General features: G+C 55.9%; 20 protein-coding genes and 1 other annotated feature. Of the genes, 15 read left to right on the top strand and 5 right to left on the bottom strand.

Features of this window, described 5'->3' with window-relative positions:
• Window positions 1–33 precede the first annotated feature (33 nt).
• Window positions 34–363: a trp operon repressor gene (trpR, locus tag BM007_RS13120; RefSeq protein ID WP_024907404.1), complete on the top strand. Its 330-nt coding sequence runs from the start codon at window positions 34–36 to the stop codon at window positions 361–363.
• Here the strand turns inward: trpR and yjjX are convergent.
• On the bottom strand, window positions 354–869 hold the full coding sequence (yjjX, locus tag BM007_RS13115; protein ID WP_023334447.1) for an inosine/xanthosine triphosphatase: 516 nt from the start codon (window positions 867–869) through the stop codon (window positions 354–356). The two genes, trpR and yjjX, sit on opposite strands and share 10 nt — an antisense overlap.
• 50 nt (window positions 870–919) lie before the next feature.
• Here yjjX and gpmB point away from each other — a divergent pair, with 50 nt between their 5' ends.
• Window positions 920–1,567: a 2,3-diphosphoglycerate-dependent phosphoglycerate mutase GpmB gene (gene gpmB, locus BM007_RS13110; RefSeq protein WP_008502057.1), complete on the top strand. Its 648-nt coding sequence runs from the start codon at window positions 920–922 to the stop codon at window positions 1,565–1,567.
• Here gpmB and robA read toward each other — a convergent pair.
• Entirely contained in the window at window positions 1,564–2,433 is an 870-nt protein-coding gene (robA, locus tag BM007_RS13105) for an MDR efflux pump AcrAB transcriptional activator RobA (protein WP_024907406.1), read from the bottom strand. The genes gpmB and robA overlap by 4 nt on opposite strands.
• A 211-nt stretch (window positions 2,434–2,644) precedes the next feature.
• Between robA and creA the strand changes: the two genes are divergently transcribed.
• Genes creA through creD form a run of 4 tightly spaced genes read left to right on the top strand, consistent with a single transcriptional unit; the run spans window position 2,645 to window position 6,652 of the window.
• Window positions 2,645–3,115: a protein CreA gene (creA, locus tag BM007_RS13100; RefSeq protein ID WP_024907407.1), complete on the top strand. Its 471-nt coding sequence runs from the start codon at window positions 2,645–2,647 to the stop codon at window positions 3,113–3,115.
• Window positions 3,116–3,129: 14 nt separating this feature from the next.
• Window positions 3,130–3,819 (top strand): two-component system response regulator CreB, encoded by a 690-nt coding sequence (gene creB / locus BM007_RS13095; protein WP_024907408.1) that lies wholly within the window; start codon window positions 3,130–3,132, stop codon window positions 3,817–3,819.
• Complete coding sequence (creC, locus tag BM007_RS13090) at window positions 3,819–5,243, top strand: two-component system sensor histidine kinase CreC (RefSeq protein WP_090419130.1); 1,425 nt, start codon at window positions 3,819–3,821, stop codon at window positions 5,241–5,243. The genes creB and creC overlap by 1 nt, the downstream gene beginning before the upstream one ends.
• Before the next feature lie 56 nt (window positions 5,244–5,299).
• The gene (gene creD / locus BM007_RS13085) at window positions 5,300–6,652 is read left to right on the top strand and encodes a cell envelope integrity protein CreD (RefSeq protein ID WP_090419127.1); all 1,353 of its coding nucleotides are present in this window, start codon (window positions 5,300–5,302) and stop codon (window positions 6,650–6,652) included.
• Between the two features lie 45 nt (window positions 6,653–6,697).
• Here creD and arcA read toward each other — a convergent pair whose 3' ends face one another.
• The gene (gene arcA / locus BM007_RS13080; RefSeq protein WP_003856501.1) at window positions 6,698–7,414 is read right to left on the bottom strand and encodes a two-component system response regulator ArcA; all 717 of its coding nucleotides are present in this window, start codon (window positions 7,412–7,414) and stop codon (window positions 6,698–6,700) included.
• Window positions 7,415–7,509: 95 nt separating this feature from the next.
• Here arcA and yjjY point away from each other — a divergent pair, with 95 nt between their 5' ends.
• The 7 genes from yjjY to BM007_RS13045 all read left to right on the top strand — a co-directional run bounded on the left by yjjY (window position 7,510) and on the right by BM007_RS13045 (window position 14,328).
• Window positions 7,510–7,650, top strand: coding sequence for a YjjY family protein (yjjY, locus tag BM007_RS13075; protein ID WP_085928893.1), 141 nt, complete (start codon window positions 7,510–7,512; stop codon window positions 7,648–7,650).
• A 399-nt stretch (window positions 7,651–8,049) separates the two neighbouring features.
• Complete coding sequence (locus BM007_RS13070) at window positions 8,050–8,736, top strand: tRNA/rRNA methyltransferase (protein ID WP_090419124.1); 687 nt, start codon at window positions 8,050–8,052, stop codon at window positions 8,734–8,736.
• 211 nt (window positions 8,737–8,947) lie between these two features.
• Window positions 8,948–9,016 carry a thr operon leader peptide gene (gene thrL, locus BM007_RS13065; protein WP_015572623.1) on the top strand — a complete coding sequence of 23 codons (69 nt, stop codon included), beginning with the start codon at window positions 8,948–8,950 and terminating at the stop codon, window positions 9,014–9,016.
• Window positions 8,955–9,072, top strand: a sequence feature (Thr leader region). It overlaps the preceding gene by 62 nt.
• 24 nt (window positions 9,073–9,096) lie before the next feature.
• Entirely contained in the window at window positions 9,097–11,559 is a 2,463-nt protein-coding gene (thrA, locus tag BM007_RS13060; RefSeq protein WP_090419121.1) for a bifunctional aspartate kinase/homoserine dehydrogenase I, read from the top strand.
• 1 nt (window position 11,560) lies between these two features.
• Window positions 11,561–12,490: a homoserine kinase gene (thrB, locus tag BM007_RS13055; protein WP_090419118.1), complete on the top strand. Its 930-nt coding sequence runs from the start codon at window positions 11,561–11,563 to the stop codon at window positions 12,488–12,490.
• Window positions 12,491–12,493: 3 nt separating this feature from the next.
• A complete protein-coding gene (gene thrC, locus BM007_RS13050; RefSeq protein WP_024907414.1) occupies window positions 12,494–13,780 on the top strand; it encodes a threonine synthase in 1,287 nt (428 codons plus the stop codon).
• A 245-nt stretch (window positions 13,781–14,025) separates the two neighbouring features.
• Window positions 14,026–14,328, top strand: coding sequence for a DUF2502 domain-containing protein (locus BM007_RS13045; protein WP_045327616.1), 303 nt, complete (start codon window positions 14,026–14,028; stop codon window positions 14,326–14,328).
• 32 nt (window positions 14,329–14,360) lie between these two features.
• Here BM007_RS13045 and yaaA read toward each other — a convergent pair whose 3' ends face one another.
• Both yaaA and BM007_RS13035 read right to left on the bottom strand, forming a co-directional pair.
• Entirely contained in the window at window positions 14,361–15,134 is a 774-nt protein-coding gene (yaaA, locus tag BM007_RS13040) for a peroxide stress protein YaaA (protein ID WP_061715988.1), read from the bottom strand.
• 66 nt (window positions 15,135–15,200) lie between these two features.
• Complete coding sequence (locus BM007_RS13035; protein WP_090419115.1) at window positions 15,201–16,631, bottom strand: alanine/glycine:cation symporter family protein; 1,431 nt, start codon at window positions 16,629–16,631, stop codon at window positions 15,201–15,203.
• 262 nt (window positions 16,632–16,893) lie between these two features.
• Here BM007_RS13035 and tal point away from each other — a divergent pair, with 262 nt between their 5' ends.
• Window positions 16,894–17,847, top strand: coding sequence for a transaldolase (gene tal, locus BM007_RS13030; RefSeq protein WP_024907418.1), 954 nt, complete (start codon window positions 16,894–16,896; stop codon window positions 17,845–17,847).
• 110 nt (window positions 17,848–17,957) lie between these two features.
• Window positions 17,958–18,545, top strand: a complete 588-nt coding sequence (gene mog / locus BM007_RS13025) for a molybdopterin adenylyltransferase (RefSeq protein WP_023310343.1) — start codon at window positions 17,958–17,960, stop codon at window positions 18,543–18,545.
• Window positions 18,546–18,578: the final 33 nt, after the last annotated feature.

The following is an 18,578-nucleotide window of genomic DNA, read 5'->3' as shown; positions in this document are numbered from 1 at the left end:
GTACTCGCTAATGAGTACAAGAGGCAGCATAACATGACCCAGCATTCCCCGTATTCCTCGGCAATGGCCGAACAACGTCATCAGGAGTGGCTTCGTTTTGTGGAGCTGCTTCGCCAGTCTTACGAACAGGATCTGCATTTACCCCTGATGCAGCTGATGCTCACGCCGGACGAGCGCGAGGCGCTGGGCACGCGCGTGCGGATCATTGAAGAGCTGCTGCGCGGCGAGATGAGCCAGCGCGAGCTGAAGAATGAGCTCGGCGCGGGCATTGCAACGATTACCCGCGGCTCGAACAGCCTGAAGTCGGCGCCGGTTGAGCTGCGCCAGTGGCTCGAGTCAGTCTTATTAAGCGATCAGCGATAAATCGCGTTATGGAACGGGCTTAACGCCAAAATCACCGCCTGGTGGTAAACGCCTGAACGCGTCAGCGCGCCTGCGGTAAAGACGCCAATCGCCCCTTCTTTACGGCCAATCTCATCGATGCCGGTGTACTGCGACATTACCGGCCCGAGCGCTTCACCCGCACGGACTTTTTCCAGAATGATCTCCGGCAGCGGCAGGGTGGCCGAACGCGCTTCACCGCGCTGTTCACGGCTTTCGATCACCACCCAGCTAAAAGTTGCGCCTTCGTCGATACCGGCTTCAATCGCTACCCAAAAGTCTGCATTCGGTGCCGCGGCCTTAGCGTTTGCCACGCGATTTCGTGCGCCAGCGCGCGTTTCCTCGCTGCCAAACGGCTGTTCAGGCACGCCACTCTCGACGCCGATGGCCTCAATATGGCAGGATCCTGCGCCGAAGATCTCGTCAAATGCCCTTAGAATTGCCTGAATTTTGGCAGGATTAGTGGTAGCAGAGACAACATGGTGCATAATTAAGCTCGATTCAAAAAAAACTCATCGCAGTATAACGGAAAAAAAGCATGTTACAGGTATACCTTGTTCGCCACGGTGAAACGCAGTGGAACGCCGAGCGACGTATTCAAGGCCAGTCAGACAGTCCTCTCACTGAGAAGGGTGTGCAGCAAGCGTGGCAGGTGGCGGAACGCGCCAGAACGCTGGGCATAACCCACGTGATTACCAGCGATTTAGGTCGCACACAGCAGACGGCGCGCATCATCGCGGACGCCTGCGGCTGTGACGTCATGCTTGAGCCGCGCCTGCGCGAGCTGGATATGGGCGTGCTGGAAAAACGCCATATCGATACGCTGACGGAAACGGAAGAGGGCTGGCGCCGCACGCTGGTGAACGGTACCGAAGATGGCCGTATTCCTGAGGGCGAGTCCATGCAGGAGCTCAGCGTACGTATGCATGCCGCACTGGCGGAATGCCTGAAGCTCCCGGCAGGAAGCCGTCCGCTGCTGGTGAGTCACGGGATTGCGTTGGGTTGCCTGGTGAGCACCATTCTGGGGTTACCGGCTTACGCCGAGCGCCGTTTGCGTCTGCGCAACTGCTCCATTTCCCGGATTGATTATCAGGAAAGCGCGTGGCTGGCGTCAGGTTGGGTAGTGGAGATGGCAGGGGACATTTCGCATCTTGATGCCCCTGCGCTTGACGAACTGCAGCGTTAACGGCGTATCGGAATCAAGAATTCCATACGCAGATTGATTGGGCCTTCTTCCGGTTTGGCATCCTGCGCCGGGTAGTAGCGCTCAATGTCCTGACCTTTACGGCGATTCAGATTCAGCATCGGCATGCAGGTTCCGTAAACGGTCAGGATGAACTCCTGAACTCCCGTTCCCAGCCCTTCATAGGCGAACATCACGTATTCGCCGCCTTCCAGCACGACAGGCTTCGAACCCTGAATGTAGCCATTGGCCATATCCGGCGTCAGCGCGGTGGTGTAGAACACCTCCTGCTCGTCGTCTTTTTCCTGGCTCGGGTGCGTTTCGTTGAGACCATACAGAATCGGCGGGATCGCCGGCGCGTGGCTCAGGAAGTCGCGCCAGAACTGGACGCGCATCTGATGACGGAACTCGGAAATCTGCTCCAGTGAACAGGAGTAGCTCTGCGTTGTGCCGATCAGATGGGTTTCCGGCAGGGTAATAATTTCATATTTCGGCATCGCGAATTCGCCCAGACGCAGCGGCGGACGCATGCCAAACGAGCTCCAGTCAGGCGAGCGACGATAAAGCGCTGGCGTCAACGAGAACTGTTTTTTAAAGGCGCGGGTGAAGGTTTGCTGCGAATCGAAACGATATTGCAGGGCAATATCCAGAATCGGCCGCGCCGTCAGGCGCAGTGCCACAGCAGATTTTGATAAACGACGCGCGCGAATATAGGCCCCGATAGCATGACCGGTGACATCCTTGAACATCCTTTGCAGATGCCACTTGGAATAGCCTGCTTTAGCCGCCACATTATCCAGTGACAAAGGCTGGTCGAGATGACCTTCCAGCCAGGTGAGCAGGTCGCGAATAATTCCAGCCTGATCCATATACTATCCTCATCCTTAAAACAGCAGGTGCCTGATAACAGGTTAGCGGATAATAGCATTTTTTGATGTTTTAGCATTCAGTGTTTTTTTTGCGCATTCATGCTTTTTAGAGCACATTACAGGCAGATATATTCTAATCCTGTGATCTTGCTACATTTTTATCTAAAGTGTTGAATAATTGCTCAATGTAATTTTAAAGAATGGTAACAATATGAAATACAAGACTTTGATCTTCACCGCGTTGATGCTGATGGTCGGGCGCGCGGCGCAGGCTGAGCAGATTGGCTCCGTCGATACCGTGTTCAAAATGTTTGGCCCGGACCACAAAATCGTGGTGGAGGCGTTTGACGATCCGGACGTGAAAAACGTCACCTGCTACGTCAGCCGCGCGAAAACGGGCGGTATCAAAGGCGGGCTGGGACTGGCGGAAGACACCTCCGATGCGGCGATTTCGTGTCAGCAGGTGGGGCCGGTTGAGCTAAGTGATAAAATTAAAAACGGCAAAGCGCAGGGCGACGTGGTATTCCAGAAACGGACCTCGCTGGTGTTTAAAAAGCTGCAGGTGGTGCGTTTTTATGATGCCAAACGCAACACGCTGGCCTACCTTGCCTATTCCGATAAAGTGGTGGAAGGCTCGCCGAAAAACGCGATCAGCGCGGTGCCAATTATGCCTTGGCAGTAATTCAGGGATGAATCATGCAACAACCTGTGGTCTGGCTGGTTGAAGACGAAACCAGTATCGCCGATACGCTGATCTACATGCTTCAGCAGGAAGGATTCGCGGTAAAGGCGTTTGAACGTGGTTTACCCGTGCTGGAGGAGGCGCGGCGGCAGGTTCCGGCGCTTGCCATTCTGGATGTCGGGCTACCGGACATCAGTGGATTTGAGCTTTGTCGCCAGCTACTGGCGCAGCATCCCTCACTGCCCGTGCTGTTTCTGACGGCGCGCAGTGATGAGGTAGACAAGCTGCTTGGCCTGGAAATGGGCGCTGATGACTACGTTGCGAAACCTTTCTCCCCTCGTGAAGTCTGCGCCCGGGTGCGGACGATTTTACGGCGCATGCAAAAATCCGCCGCACCGTCAGAAACGTTACGTATCGGGCAGTTTGAACTGAACGAACCTGCCGCGCGAATCAGCTGGTGCGGGGAAGCACTGCCCCTGACCCGCTACGAATTCTTGCTGCTCAAAACCTTGTTGCAGGCGCCCGGGCGGGTCTTTTCGCGTCAGCAGCTCATGGACAAGGTATGGGGTGAAGACGGCGACAGCTTCGATCGTACCGTGGACACCCACATCAAAACCCTGCGCGCCAAGCTGCGGGCGGTGAACGAAGAACTATCACCCATCAGCACCCATCGCGGTATGGGCTACAGTCTGGGCCTTTACTGATGCGCATTGGGATGCGGCTATTGCTGGGATACTTCCTGATCGTGGCCATCGCCGCGTGGTTTGTGCTGTCGATCTTTGTTCAGGAAGTAAAGCCCGGCGTGCGTAGGGCAACCGAGGGCACGCTAATCGATACCGCGACCCTGTTGGCCGAAATCGGACGTGATGATTTGCTTTCGGGTCACGCGCAGCAGGGCAAGCTGGCACAGGCCTTTTCCCAGCTTCATCAGCGCCCTTTCCGCGCCAATATCGGCGGGATCCATAAAGTGCGTAACGAGTATCACGTCTACATGACCGATGCGCAGGGCCGCGTCGTGTTTGATTCCGCCGGTCTGGCCGTGGGGCAAGATTACTCGCGCTGGAACGATGTCTGGCTGACGCTTCGCGGCGAATACGGCGCGCGCAGTACCCAGAGCCATCCCGACGATCCGGAGAGCACGGTGATGTATGTTGCCGCGCCGGTTGTGGATCAGGACAAGATTATCGGCGTGCTGTCGGTGGGGAAACCGAACAGCGCGATGGCGCCGGTGATTCACCGCAGCGAGCGAAGGATCCTGTGGGCTGGCGGGGCGCTGCTCGGCATTGCCCTGCTGATTGGCCTCGTTGTGGCATGGTGGATCAATCGATCTATCGGTACGTTATCGCGCTATGCCGACTCGGTGACCACGGATACGCCTCTCCCGCTGCCTAATCCTGGCAGCAGCGAACTGCACAAGCTGGCCCAGGCGCTGGAGAATATGCGCATTCGCCTTGAAGGGAAAAACTACATTGAACGCTATGTCCATGCGCTGACCCACGAGCTGAAAAGCCCCATCGCCGCCATACGCGGCGCGGCAGAAATTCTCTCCGAGCAGCCACCGCCGCAGGTGGCCGCGCGGTTTATCGATAATATTCTGGTGCAAAACGCGCGTATGCAGTCGCTGGTTGAAAAACTGCTCACTCAGGCGCGGCTTGAAAATCGGGTCGAGATTACGCCTCAGACCGTCCGCGTCGATCTGCTGTTTACGCGGCTTGCCGATGCGCGCTCGGCGGTGCTGGCGGCAAAAGAGATTACGCTGACCCTCCAGCCCGCTTCGCTTCATGTTGAAGGCGATCCCGACCTGCTCGAGCAGGCGCTCGGCAATTTGCTGGATAACGCTATCGATTTTACCCCGCAGGGCGGTGCCATTGAACTGGCGGCCCGGGAGGAGCACGGGCAGATACAGCTTTTCGTCACCGACAGCGGAAGCGGGATCCCGGATTACGCGCTGGAGCGTATTTTTGAGCGTTTTTATTCCCTGCCGCGCGAGAACGGGTTGAAGAGCAGCGGGCTCGGTCTGGCGTTTGTTCAGGAGGTGGCGCGTCTGCATCAGGGAGAGATTACATTGCGTAATCGTGATGAAGGCGGCGTGATGGCCACGCTGACACTTCACCGTCCCTTCACATAACTTCAAACTGACCCCACACAGCCTGGTTACGCTCTCCTCATCACAAAGGAGACGTAATGATGAAATCCCCCCTGTTCTGGAAAGTCAGCACCCTGCTGGGGTGCATCCTGCTGCTGTTAGTCCCGCTTTTTATGGTCAGTAACCTGATATCAGAGCGGGAGAGCTACCGCAACGATGTCGAAAATACGCTTCGCCAGAGTACCAGCGGACCGCAAAAGCTGGTCGGTCCGATGATTGCGATTCCGATGACGGAGATCTTTTACAAGATAGAGGACGAGAAGAAGGTCGAGTACAAGAAAAGCTATATGCACTTCATTCTGCCGGAATCTCTGGTAGTGGAAGGTAACCAGCGCGTGGAGTCCCGAAGTATTGGCATCTATGACGGGCAAATCTGGAACACTGACCTGAAGATCAAAGCGCAGTTTAATACCGACGAGCTGAAGCAGCTGAAAGGGGAAACGATCGCGACAGGGCAGCCGTTTATCGTGACGGGCGTTGGCGACGCGCGGGGCATTGGCACGGTCAGTATCTCTAAAATCAATGGTGAGACGCTAAGCGTGGAACCCGGTTCAGGCGTCTACGGGGCGCTTGCGGGGATCCACATCCCGCTGACCGACAAAGCGCTGGAAGCCAAAACGTTTACGCTTGAGATGTCCCTCAGTCTGGCGGGAACCGGCAGTTTTGCGGTGGTACCGGTAGGGCGTAATAGCGAAATGATGCTCACCAGCAACTGGCCGCATCCGGGTTTTATGGGCGATTATCTCCCTGTTAAGCATCAGATTGGCGAGTCTGGTTTCCAGGCGAACTGGCAGAGCAGCTGGTTTGCAAATAACCTTGAGAGCTGGTTCTACGACAAGGAGTCGCCGGAGTGGGAGGCGCTCCCGGCCTTTAGCGTCACGGTAGCCACGCCCGCCGATCAGTATCAGCTGACTGACCGTGCGATCAAGTACGCTATTTTGCTGATTGCGCTGACGTTTATGGCCTTCTTTGTCTTCGAAACCTTAACCGGATTACGCCTTCACCCGATGCAGTATCTGCTGGTGGGGCTGTCGCTGGTCCTGTTCTATCTGGTGCTGCTGGCGCTGTCTGAACACGTCGGGTTTACGCCAGCCTGGGTTGTTGCAAGCCTGGTTGGCGCAGCGATGAACGGAATGTACCTGCAGGCCGTGCTGAAAAGCTGGAAACGCAGCGGGCTGTTTGTACTGGCACTGCTCGGGCTGGATGTCGTGATGTGGTTCCTGCTGCGCTCGGAGGACAGCGCGCTGCTGTTGGGGTCAGCGGTTCTCGCGCTGGCGCTGTTCGCCGTGATGTACCTGACCCGGCATTTCGACTGGTACTCGCTCTCTCAGCCGAAGCGACCTGAGCCACCCGCAGAGCCTGATAACGACACGATGCGGATCTGGAAATAAAAAAAACGGCGCAAATGCGCCGTTTTTTAATGCGTTAACTGCGGATTACTCCTGCAGATCGCCGCAGAAACGGTACCCTTCGCCGTGGATCGTGGCGATGATTTCCGGCGTATCTGGCGTAGATTCGAAGTGCTTACGAATACGACGGATGGTCACGTCTACGGTACGGTCGTGCGGTTTCAGCTCACGGCCGGTCATTTTCTTCAGCAGCTCTGCACGGGACTGAATTTTGCCCGGGTTTTCGCAGAAGTGCAGCATCGCGCGGAATTCACTGCGCGGCAGTTTATACTGCTCACCGTTCGGGCTAATCAGTGAACGGCTATTGATATCAAGTTCCCAGCCGTTGAATTTGTAGCTATCTACGCTACGACGCTCTTCGCTGACCGTACCCAGGTTCATGGTGCGGGATAGCAGGTTGCGTGCACGAATGGTTAACTCGCGAGGATTGAACGGCTTGGTGATGTAGTCATCCGCACCGATTTCCAGGCCAAGAATTTTATCAACTTCGTTATCACGGCCCGTCAGGAACATTAACGCGACGTTCGCCTGCTCGCGCAGTTCGCGCGCCAGTAGAAGACCGTTTTTGCCCGGCAGGTTAATATCCATGATCACCAGGTTGATATCATTTTCAGAAAGGATCTGATGCATCTCTGCGCCATCGGTCGCTTCAAAGACATCGTAGCCTTCTGCTTCGAAAATGCTCTTTAACGTGTTGCGTGTTACCAACTCGTCTTCAACGATAAGAATGTGCGGGGTCTGCATGTTTGCTACCTAAATTGCCAACTAAATCGAAACAGGAAGTACAAAAGTCCCTGACCTGCCTGATGCATGTCGCAAATTAACATGATCGGCTTAACGTGACTAAAGTACGTAATTGCGTTCTTGATGCACTTTCCATCAACGTCAACAACATCATTAGCTTGGTCTTGGGTACTTTCCCTTTGGACCCGACAGTGTCAAAAACGGCTGTCATCCTAACCATTTTAACAGCAACATAACAGGCTAAGTGACACCAGACACCCAATAAAACTACGCTTCGTTGACATATATCAAGTTCAATTGTAGCACGTTAACAGTTTGATGAAATCATCGTAGCCGAATGCTAGCCTTTGTCACAATTTTTCAATAAACCAACTAGTTGCGGACATTGATTTATAAACGAAGCGAATCCAATCAGAATAGGGTATTCATGCCGCTATTATCATTATAAAACATAAGGATAATAGTGTTCTGTTAACATTCTAACTGATTGTTCAGACACAGAATAGTTTAGCGTTTTTAATTTGTTATGAAACGCTATTTCGGTGATTTGTGTTGCAATTTTGTAAATTCGCGCTGCGTAATATGTTGAAGCGCATCACATTTTTACCCGCTAACTGATTAAAAAGAGAGCATAAATGCATCTGTCGATTGTACTGGTTGCCCCAGCCAGAGCAGAAAATATAGGCGCAGCGGCGCGTGCTATGAAGACCATGGGTTTTACCGATTTGCGTATCGTGGACAGCACGGCGCACCTGGAGCCAGCCGCCCGTTGGGTGGCGCACGGATCGGGAGATATTCTCGATAATATAACCACTTACGCTACGCTTGCCGATGCGCTGCACGATATTTCGTTTACCGTCGCAACCACGGCGCGCAGCCGGGCGAAGTTCCACTACTACGCCACTCCTGCTGAACTGGTGCCGATGCTGAGCGAGAAAAGCCAGTGGCTGGATAAAGTGGCGCTGGTGTTTGGGCGTGAAGATTCCGGGCTGACCAATGAAGAGCTGGAACTGGCGGATGTGCTGACAGGCGCGCCGATGGTTGCAGATTACCCTTCTCTCAATTTAGGCCAGGCGGTGATGGTCTATTGCTATCAATTAGCATCCTTAATACAAATTCCGCAGTCGCCTGTTACAGGTACCGATGAAAACCAGCTGGCTGCACTTCGCGCGCGCGTGGAAAACCTGCTCATGCAGCTGGGTGTGGCTGACGATCAAAAAATGGTCGACTGGTTACAGCAGCGCTTGGGCCGTCTTGAGCAACGCGACACGGCAATGCTGCACCGTTTGCTGCACGATATTGAAAAAAAATTGGCCGAGTAAAGTGCTGTCATAAATTTTTATTATGGTGTAATCATCTGATGCTAAGGGTTGCTTTTGGGGTATTCGGATGAAAATAAATCCGACGGCAGCGGGACGTGAGAGTCTCCCGAATTGTGATCAAATTAAAAATTCGTTGACTTAAGGTGCCCGATCCTTTAACCCTAAAAGAATACAGCACAGACAGATAATAATGACAGAGTACACAACATCCATGAAACGCATCAGCATCACCACCATTACCACAACCATCATCATTACCACAGGTAACGATGCGGGCTGACGCGTACAGGAAAAACAAAAAGAAGCCCGCACCTAGACAGTGCGGGCTTTTTTTTCGGCTAAAGGAAACGAGGTAGAACCATGCGAGTGTTGAAGTTCGGCGGTACATCAGTGGCAAATGCAGAACGTTTTCTGCGTGTTGCCGATATCCTGGAAAGCAACGCCAGGCAGGGGCAGGTTGCGACCGTGCTCTCTGCCCCGGCAAAAATCACGAACCATCTGGTGGCGATGATTGAAAAAACCATCGGTGGCCAGGATGCACTCCCGAACATCAGCGACGCAGAGCGTATCTTCGCTGACCTGCTGCAAGGGCTGGCAGAGGCGCTGCCTGGCTTCCCGCACGCTCAGCTGAAGTCTTTCGTTGAGCAGGAATTCGCGCAAATCAAACACGTCCTGCACGGCATCAGCCTTCTCGGCCAGTGTCCGGACAGCATCAACGCGGCGCTGATTTGTCGCGGTGAAAAACTTTCTATCGCCATCATGGCCGGCGTGCTGGAAGCGCGCGGCCATAGCGTGACCGTGATCGATCCCGTTGAAAAACTGCTGGCGGTGGGCCACTACCTCGAATCCACCGTTGATATTGCCGAATCAACCCGCCGTATCGCCGCCAGCAAAATTCCGTCTGACCATATGATCCTGATGGCTGGCTTCACCGCCGGTAACGAGAAGGGCGAGCTGGTGGTGCTGGGCCGTAACGGCTCCGACTATTCCGCCGCCGTGCTGGCCGCCTGTTTACGCGCAGACTGTTGTGAGATCTGGACTGACGTCGACGGCGTCTATACCTGCGACCCGCGCCAGGTACCGGACGCCAGGCTGCTGAAGTCGATGTCGTACCAGGAAGCAATGGAGCTTTCCTACTTCGGCGCCAAAGTGCTTCACCCGCGTACCATCTCCCCAATTGCCCAGTTCCAGATCCCTTGCCTGATTAAAAATACCGGTAACCCGCAGGCGCCGGGTACGCTGATTGGCGCGAGCACCAATGAGGACGGTCTGCCGGTGAAAGGCATCTCCAACCTCAACAACATGGCGATGTTCAGCGTCTCCGGTCCGGGGATGAAGGGGATGGTCGGCATGGCGGCGCGCGTGTTTGCGGCCATGTCCCGCAACGGTATCTCTGTTGTGCTGATCACCCAGTCCTCTTCCGAATACAGCATCAGCTTCTGCGTGCCGCAGGCCGACTGCCTGCGCGCCCGTCGCGCGCTGGAGGAAGAGTTCTACCTGGAGCTGAAAGAAGAGCTGCTGGAGCCGCTCGCGATTCAGGAGCGTCTGGCGATCATCTCCGTGGTGGGCGACGGTATGCGTACCCTGCGCGGTATCTCCGCCAAGTTCTTTGCCGCACTGGCGCGCGCCAATATCAATATCGTGGCGATTGCCCAGGGCTCGTCTGAGCGTTCAATTTCTGTTGTCGTGGACAACGATGACGCGACCACCGGCGTACGCGTGGTTCACCAGATGCTGTTCAATACCGATCAGGTTATCGAGCTGTTCCTGATTGGCGTGGGCGGCGTCGGCGGCGCGCTGCTGGAGCAGGTTAAGCGTCAGCAGGAATGGCTGAAGAAGAAACACATCGACCTGCGCGTCTGCGGGATCGCGAATTCCAAAGCGCTGCTGACCAACGTCCACGGCCTGAACCTGGAAAACTGGCAGGCCGAGATGAAGGAGGCGAAAGAGCCGTTCAACCTGGGCCGCCTGATCCGTCTGGTAAAAGAGTATCACCTGCTTAACCCGGTCATCGTCGACTGCACCTCGAACCAGGCGGTAGCCGATCAGTACGCGGACTTCCTGCGCGAAGGTTTCCACGTGGTGACGCCGAACAAAAAGGCCAACACCTCGTCGATGGATTACTATCACCAGCTGCGTCTGGCGGCGAGCAAGTCGCGCCGCAAGTTCCTGTACGACACCAACGTGGGCGCGGGGCTGCCGGTTATCGAGAACCTGCAGAACCTGCTTAACGCGGGCGACGAACTGCAGCGTTTCTCCGGTATTCTCTCCGGCTCGCTGTCGTTTATCTTCGGCAAGCTGGATGAGGGGATGAGCCTCTCGGAAGCCACCCGCGCCGCGCGCGAGCTGGGCTATACCGAGCCGGATCCGCGTGACGACCTTTCCGGTATGGACGTGGCGCGCAAGCTGCTGATCCTCGCGCGCGAAACGGGCCGCGAGCTTGAGCTTTCGGATATCGTGATTGAGCCTGTCCTGCCGGCAGAATTTGACAGCAGCGGTGATGTCGCTGCCTTTATGGCCAGTTTGCCGCAGCTTGACGACGCGTTTGCCGCGCGCGTTGCAAAAGCCCGTGATGAAGGTAAGGTATTGCGCTATGTTGGCAACATTGAAGAAGATGGCGTGTGCCGGGTGAAGATTGCCGAAGTGGATGGCAACGACCCGCTGTACAAAGTCAAAAACGGCGAAAACGCCCTCGCGTTTTACAGCCACTATTATCAGCCACTGCCGCTGGTGCTTCGCGGCTATGGCGCAGGGAACGATGTTACGGCGGCGGGTGTGTTTGCCGATCTGCTGCGTACCCTGTCATGGAAGTTAGGAGTTTAACATGGTCAAAGTTTATGCCCCGGCTTCCAGCGCGAATATGAGCGTCGGATTTGACGTGCTGGGTGCGGCGGTGACGCCGGTGGATGGTTCGCTGCTGGGCGATACGGTTACGGTGGAAGCGGCAGACAGCTTCAGCCTGAACAACGTGGGCCGCTTCGCCAGCAAACTGCCGTCTGAGCCGCGCGAAAATATCGTCTATCAGTGCTGGGAACGCTTCTGTCAGGAGATCGGCAAAAACGTGCCGGTCGCCATGACGCTGGAAAAAAGTATGCCGATCGGCTCGGGCCTGGGGTCCAGCGCCTGCTCGGTGGTCGCCGCGCTGGTAGCAATGAACGAGCACTGCGGCAAGCCGCTGAACAACAACCGCCTGCTGGGCTTAATGGGCGAGCTGGAAGGGCGCATCTCCGGCAGCATTCACTATGACAACGTGGCGCCGTGCTTCCTCGGCGGCATGCAGCTGATGATCGAAGAAAATGGCATCATCAGCCAGCAGGTGCCAGGGTTTGATGAGTGGCTGTGGGTGCTGGCCTATCCGGGTATCAAGGTTTCAACCGCGGAAGCGCGTGCGATCCTGCCCGCGCAGTATCGTCGTCAGGACTGTATTGCCCACGGGCGTCATCTGGCGGGCTTTATCCACGCCTGCTACACCCGTCAGCCGCAGCTGGCGGCCAAACTGATGAAGGACGTCATTGCCGAGCCGTACCGCACGAAGCTGCTGCCCGGCTTTAACGAGGCGCGACAGGCATCGATGGATATCGGCGCGCAGGCGTGCGGCATCTCCGGCTCCGGGCCGACGCTGTTCGCCCTGTGCGACAAGCCTGATACCGCGCAGCGCGTGGCGGAGTGGCTCTCTAAACACTACCTGCAAAATCAGGAAGGCTTTGTTCATATTTGCCGTCTGGACACGGCTGGCGCACGAGTATTGGGATAATCAATGAAACTCTATAACCTTAAAGATCATAACGAGCAGGTCAGCTTCGCGCAGGCGGTCACTCAGGGGCTGGGCAAAAATCAGGGGCTGTTCTTCCCGCATGACCTGCCGGAATTCCACCTGACCGACATCGACGAACTGCTGAAGCAGGACTTTGTCACCCGCAGCACTAAAATTCTTTCGGCGTTTATCGGCGACGAAATCCCGCAGGAGCTGCTGGAAGAGCGCGTGCGTGCGGCGTTCGCTTTCCCGGCACCGGTGAAGCAGGTGGAGCCTGACGTTGGCTGCCTGGAGCTGTTCCACGGCCCGACCCTGGCGTTCAAAGACTTCGGCGGCCGCTTTATGGCGCAAATGCTGACCCACATCAGCGGCGACAAGCCGGTGACCATCCTGACCGCGACCTCCGGGGATACCGGTGCGGCGGTGGCGCACGCGTTCTACGGCCTGAAAAACGTCCGCGTGGTGATCCTCTATCCGAAAGGCAAAATCAGCCCGCTGCAGGAAAAACTGTTCTGTACGCTCGGCGGCAACATTGAAACCGTGGCAATTGACGGTGATTTCGATGCCTGCCAGGCGCTGGTCAAGCAGGCCTTCGACGACGAAGAGCTGAAGGTGGCCCTGGGTCTGAACTCTGCCAACTCTATCAACATCAGCCGTCTGCTGGCGCAGATCTGCTACTACTTCGAAGCGGTGGCGCAGCTGCCGCAGGAAGCGCGTAACCAGCTGGTGATCTCCGTGCCGAGCGGTAACTTTGGTGACCTGACGGCTGGCCTGCTGGCGAAATCCCTGGGTCTGCCGGTGAAACGCTTTATCGCCGCCACCAACGCTAACGACACCGTGCCGCGCTTCCTGAAAGACGGGAAGTGGGCGCCGAACGCCACGCAGGCGACGCTCTCTAACGCAATGGATGTATCACAGCCAAACAACTGGCCGCGAGTGGAAGAGCTGTTCCGCCGTAAGATCTGGCGTCTGGGCGATCTGGGCTACGCCGCGGTGACGGATGAAACCACCAAAGCGACCATGCGCGAGCTGAAGGCGGTGGGGTATACCTCTGAACCGCATGCGGCGATTGCTTACCGCGCGCTGCGCGACCAGCTTAACCCGGGTGAATATGGCCTGTTCCTGGGCACCGCGCATCCGGCGAAGTTTAAAGAGAGCGTGGAAGCGATCCTGGGCGAAACGCTGCCGCTGCCGAAAGAGCTGGCCGAGCGTGCCGACCTGCCGCTGCTGTCACATGAGCTGCCGGCAGACTTTGCCGCGCTGCGTAAGCTGATGATGACCCGAGCATAATTTTTGTCGGGTGCGGCTACGCCTTACCCGACCTACAACGGCTCAGAAAGTAGGCCGGGTAAGGCGAAGCCGCCACCCGGCTTTTTTGTGAAGAAATTAAGGAGAAAAATAGCAGGGAAAAAGCAGAAATTCCCAATAAATGCGGTCACTTAGCGTTTAGGATTGCAGAGAATAACATCCCCCGTTCCCCTCGCGTACTCTCCTTACATCGGCCCACGTTGGGCAAAGATAATAAGGAGTCACCGATGTCTACACTGAAACCTGTGCTGATTGCGCTTTCACTGATGCTGGTCGCTCCCATGGCGGTACAGGCATCCGAAATCACCCTTGTGCCTGCGGTCAAACTGCAGATTGGCGACCAGGATAATAACGGGCACTACTGGGACGGCGGCCGCTGGCGCGACCACGACTGGTGGAAGGCGCATTATGACTGGCGTGATAACCACTGGCGTCCGCATGATGAGCATCGTAAACATGACGATCGCCATGACGACCATCACCACGATGACCACCGCGACGATCGCGGCCCTGACTGGAAACACCATTAATGCAAAACCCCGCCAGCTGGCGGGGTTTGTTTTTACTGCTCGTGGCGCTTAAACACCAGCTCGCCTTTCCCTGACGACGCCTCGTCAAAGAAATAGCCTTCGCTGTTGAAGGCGGTCAGCTGCTCCGGCTTCGTCAGACGGTTCTGGATGATGTAGCGGCTCATCAGGCCACGCGCTTTCTTGGCGTAGAAGCTGATCACCTTGAACTTACCGTTCTTCTCGTCGAGGAACACCGGTTTGATAATCTCCGCGTCCAGCTTTTTCGGCTTCACCGACTTGTAGTATTCATCGGATGCCAGGTTAATCACCACGTTATCGCCCTGAGCGCGCAGTGCCGCGTTCAGCTTATCGGTGATGATATCGCCCCAGAAATGGTACAGATCTTTGCCTTTGGCATTCTCCAGACGAATCCCCATCTCCAGACGATAGGGCTGCATCAGATCCAGCGGGCGCAGTACGCCGTACAGACCCGACAGCATGCGCAGATGCTGCTGGGCAAAATCGAAATCGGCTTCGCTAAAATCTTCCGCCTGCAGGCCGGTATAGACATCGCCTTTAAACGCCAGAATCGCCTGGCGAGCGTTAGAGGGGGTGAAATCCGGGTGCCACTCGTGAAAGCGGGTCGCGTTCAGATCGGCCAGCTTGTCGCTGATGCTCATCAGCGAGGCGATTTGCGGTGCAGAGAGCTTGCGCGCTTCGCGGATCAGCTGTTGCGAGTAGTCCAGCAGTTCAGGCTGAGTATAGCGCTCGGTGGCGAGTGGGCTCTGGTAGTCGAGCGTTTTTGCAGGTGAAATCAGAATCAGCATATCCAGTCCTTGCAGGAAATTTAGAGCGACTTTAGCAAAAAATCGCCCCGAATTGATCGATAGCTGTTATTGCCGCGGCAAATCATCCCACGTGCCGGGGGCAAGCTGCGCCTTAATATCGGGATAGCGGGCGGGATCAAATACCGGCGGAACACCCAGTTTGCGCTGACGAAGATAGTCTCTGGCAATCAGGGTCACCACGGGCGAGAGCAGCAGGATTGCCGTGAGGTTAGTGATCGCCATCAGCGCCATAATGATATCGGCCAGCTGCCAGACCAGCGGCATACTGAGCAGGGAGCCTGCTATCACCATCAGGACGACTCCGAGACGCAGGGTTCCGATTGCAGCGCGGGAGTCGAGCTTCAGGAAAATAAGGTTATTTTCGGCGTAGAGGTAATTCGCCACTATTGAGCTGAAGGCAAACAAGATCAGGATGAGCGAGACAAACCCTGCACCCCAGCCGCCGGTCAGGTTCACCAGCGCCTGCTGGAGAAGCTGTATCCCGGCGGTTCCTGAGGAATGTGGGACGGGGCCTGCCAGCAGCAAAATCATGGCGCTGGCGGAACAGATGATAATGGTATCGGTAAAGACGCCAATCATCTGCACAATGCCTTGTGCGGCCGGGTGCGGCGGCCAGGAAGAGGCGGCGGCGGCCGCGTTGGGGGTTGACCCCATACCGGCTTCATTGGAGAACATTCCCCGCTGAAAGCCCGCCATCAGCGCCTGGCTGAAGGTGTAGCCCAGCGCCCCGGAGGCCACCTCGCGCCAGCCAAAGGCGCTTTTGACGATGGTGGCAATCACGCCCGGCACCTGGTCGAGATGCAGTGCGGCAACGAACAGGCTCGCGGCAACCCAGAGCAACGCCATAATGGGCACCAGCCACTGCATCAGGCGAGCAATGCCCTTAAGACCGGCAGAAATGGTGAGCAGAACGACGAGGGCTAAAGCAATACCGGCGACCCACTCCGGGCAGGAGAAGGCGTAGCTCAGGGCATTGGCGACAGAATTTGCCTGGACGGTATTAAAAATGAGGCCGTACGCGAGCAGTAAAAAAACCGAGAACAGGACGCCCATCCAGCGCATCCCCAGGCCACGCGCCATGTACCAGGCAGGACCACCGCGAAACTGGCCGTGCTTATCTTTCTCTTTGTAGAGTTGTGCAAGCGAACTTTCGGCAAAGGAGGTGGCCATTCCGAGTAGCGCCGTCACCCACATCCAGAAGACCGCGCCTGGCCCACCGGCGCTGATGGCCAGCGCAACGCCCGCCAGATTGCCGCTGCCGAGACGCGCCGCCAGGCTGGTACAGAGCGCCTGGAACGACGTTAATCCACCCGGCTGGGGCGTAACGCTGTTTTTCAGACTTCTGCCAAACTTGCGAATATAGCGAAACTGGATAAACCCACTGCGTAGCGTAAACCAAATACCTGCTCCCAGAAGCAGGTAAATCATTATCGAACCCCAGAGGACTTCGTTAATAAAGAAAAAGAAATCAGGCATTAACGTCCCTCTTGTTGATGCCAATGTGAATATGTAAGCGCTACCACTGATTGGGCATGCTGTTGCTTAGCAGCCTGTTAATCTTCCGAGTTTACCATACTCTGCCTAAGCGCACTGTCTGCGGTTGCGCTACCCCTCCGTCGTGTTATCATCAGGGCAGACCGGTTACATCCCCCTAACAAGTAAACCTGTCATTTTTCCGCTGCAGGCATGCTGTCGGTAGCGTGAATTATCCAGGGCACGTTAAAAGAGAAACACTATCATGACGGATAAATTGACCTCCCTTCGTCAGTTCACCACTGTCGTAGCTGACACCGGAGATATCGCGGCAATGAAGCTGTACCAGCCGCAGGATGCCACAACCAACCCTTCTCTGATCCTTAACGCCGCACAGATCCCTGAGTATCGCAAACTGATTGACGACGCAGTGACCTGGGCGAAAGCGCAGAGCAACGACCGCGCGCAGCAGGTTGTGGATGCCACCGACAAACTGGCAGTGAACATCGGTCTGGAAATCCTGAAACTGGTTCCTGGCCGTATCTCTACCGAAGTGGATGCGCGTCTCTCCTACGACACCGAAGCGTCTATCGCCAAAGCGAAACGTCTGATCAAAATGTACAACGACGCGGGCATCAGCAACGACCGTATCCTGATCAAACTGGCTTCTACCTGGCAGGGTATTCGCGCGGCAGAGCAGCTGGAAAAAGACGGTATCAACTGTAACCTGACCCTGCTGTTCTCCTTCGCGCAGGCGCGTGCATGTGCAGAAGCAGGCGTATACCTGATTTCTCCGTTCGTGGGCCGTATTCTGGACTGGTACAAAGCCAACACCGATAAGAAAGAGTACGCACCGGCTGAAGATCCAGGCGTGATTTCTGTGACTGAAATCTACGAATACTACAAACAGCACGGCTATGAGACCGTGGTTATGGGCGCAAGCTTCCGTAACGTCGGTGAAATCATCGAGCTGGCTGGCTGTGACCGCCTGACCATCGCGCCTGCGCTGCTGAAAGAGCTGGCTGAAAGCGAAGGTACCCTGGAGCGTAAACTGTCCTACACCGGTGAAGTGAAAGCACGCCCAGAGCGCATCACTGAATCCGAGTTCCTGTGGCAGCACAACCAGGATCCAATGGCGGTAGACAAACTGGCGGACGGTATCCGTAAGTTTGCTGTTGACCAGGGCAAACTGGAAAAAATGATCGGCGACCTGCTGTAATCATTCTGCGTGACCGGGCTTCCGGTCACGCGTCTTACCCCCGCCTCTGTCTGAATTTCCTCTCTGCGTGTATCATTCCCTTTAATCAGTACTTTTTGAATGGAATGGATATGAATACCTTACGCATCGGCTTAGTGTCGATTTCTGACCGCGCCTCCAGCGGTGTTTACCAGGATAAAGGCATCCCCGCTCTGGAAGAGTGGTTGGGCAGCGCGCTGACCACCCCCTTTGACATTCAGACCCGCCTGATCCCTGACGAACAGCCGATCATCGAGCAGACGCTTTGCGAACTGGTGGATGAGATGAGCTGCCACCTTGTTCTGACGACGGGCGGAACCGGCCCCGCGCGCCGCGACGTGACGCCGGACGCGACGCTGGCGATTGCCGATCGTGAAATGCCTGGCTTCGGCGAACAGATGCGCCAGATCAGTCTACACTTTGTTCCGACGGCCATTCTTTCCCGCCAGGTGGGGGTGATCCGCAAGCAGGCGTTGATCCTGAACCTGCCGGGCCAGCCGAAGTCGATTAAAGAGACGCTGGAAGGGCTTAAAGCAGAAGATGGCAGCGTCCTCGTTCATGGCATCTTTGCAAGTGTACCGTATTGTATACAGCTGCTTGACGGTCCCTATGTGGAAACCGATGAGAAAGTGGTAGCAGCTTTTCGCCCGAAAAACGCACGTCGCGAAACAATCTCCTGAAATTAACCAATATGTGACATTAGCTGAAGCGGC

Source organism: Enterobacter sp. NFIX59 (assembly GCF_900113755.1).
Lineage (GTDB): Bacteria > Pseudomonadota > Gammaproteobacteria > Enterobacterales > Enterobacteriaceae > Enterobacter > Enterobacter pseudoroggenkampii.
The sequence above is the reverse complement of the archived record's forward strand: the minus strand, read 5'-3'. Positions and strand labels throughout refer to the sequence as shown.

Coding starts and splice junctions, on each gene's coding strand:
- tal (WP_024907418.1), top strand. CDS start 16,894: ATGACGGATAAATTGACCTCCCTTCGTCAGTTCACCACTGTCGTAGCT.
- yjjX (WP_023334447.1), bottom strand. CDS start 869: ATGCACCATGTTGTCTCTGCTACCACTAATCCTGCCAAAATTCAGGCA.
- creC (WP_090419130.1), top strand. CDS start 3,819: ATGCGCATTGGGATGCGGCTATTGCTGGGATACTTCCTGATCGTGGCC.
- creD (WP_090419127.1), top strand. CDS start 5,300: ATGATGAAATCCCCCCTGTTCTGGAAAGTCAGCACCCTGCTGGGGTGC.
- arcA (WP_003856501.1), bottom strand. CDS start 7,414: ATGCAGACCCCGCACATTCTTATCGTTGAAGACGAGTTGGTAACACGC.
- thrA (WP_090419121.1), top strand. CDS start 9,097: ATGCGAGTGTTGAAGTTCGGCGGTACATCAGTGGCAAATGCAGAACGT.
- mog (WP_023310343.1), top strand. CDS start 17,958: ATGAATACCTTACGCATCGGCTTAGTGTCGATTTCTGACCGCGCCTCC.
- trpR (WP_024907404.1), top strand. CDS start 34: ATGACCCAGCATTCCCCGTATTCCTCGGCAATGGCCGAACAACGTCAT.
- robA (WP_024907406.1), bottom strand. CDS start 2,433: ATGGATCAGGCTGGAATTATTCGCGACCTGCTCACCTGGCTGGAAGGT.
- thrC (WP_024907414.1), top strand. CDS start 12,494: ATGAAACTCTATAACCTTAAAGATCATAACGAGCAGGTCAGCTTCGCG.
- gpmB (WP_008502057.1), top strand. CDS start 920: ATGTTACAGGTATACCTTGTTCGCCACGGTGAAACGCAGTGGAACGCC.
- BM007_RS13070 (WP_090419124.1), top strand. CDS start 8,050: ATGCATCTGTCGATTGTACTGGTTGCCCCAGCCAGAGCAGAAAATATA.
- yaaA (WP_061715988.1), bottom strand. CDS start 15,134: ATGCTGATTCTGATTTCACCTGCAAAAACGCTCGACTACCAGAGCCCA.
- BM007_RS13035 (WP_090419115.1), bottom strand. CDS start 16,631: ATGCCTGATTTCTTTTTCTTTATTAACGAAGTCCTCTGGGGTTCGATA.
- thrB (WP_090419118.1), top strand. CDS start 11,561: ATGGTCAAAGTTTATGCCCCGGCTTCCAGCGCGAATATGAGCGTCGGA.
- creB (WP_024907408.1), top strand. CDS start 3,130: ATGCAACAACCTGTGGTCTGGCTGGTTGAAGACGAAACCAGTATCGCC.
- creA (WP_024907407.1), top strand. CDS start 2,645: ATGAAATACAAGACTTTGATCTTCACCGCGTTGATGCTGATGGTCGGG.
- BM007_RS13045 (WP_045327616.1), top strand. CDS start 14,026: ATGTCTACACTGAAACCTGTGCTGATTGCGCTTTCACTGATGCTGGTC.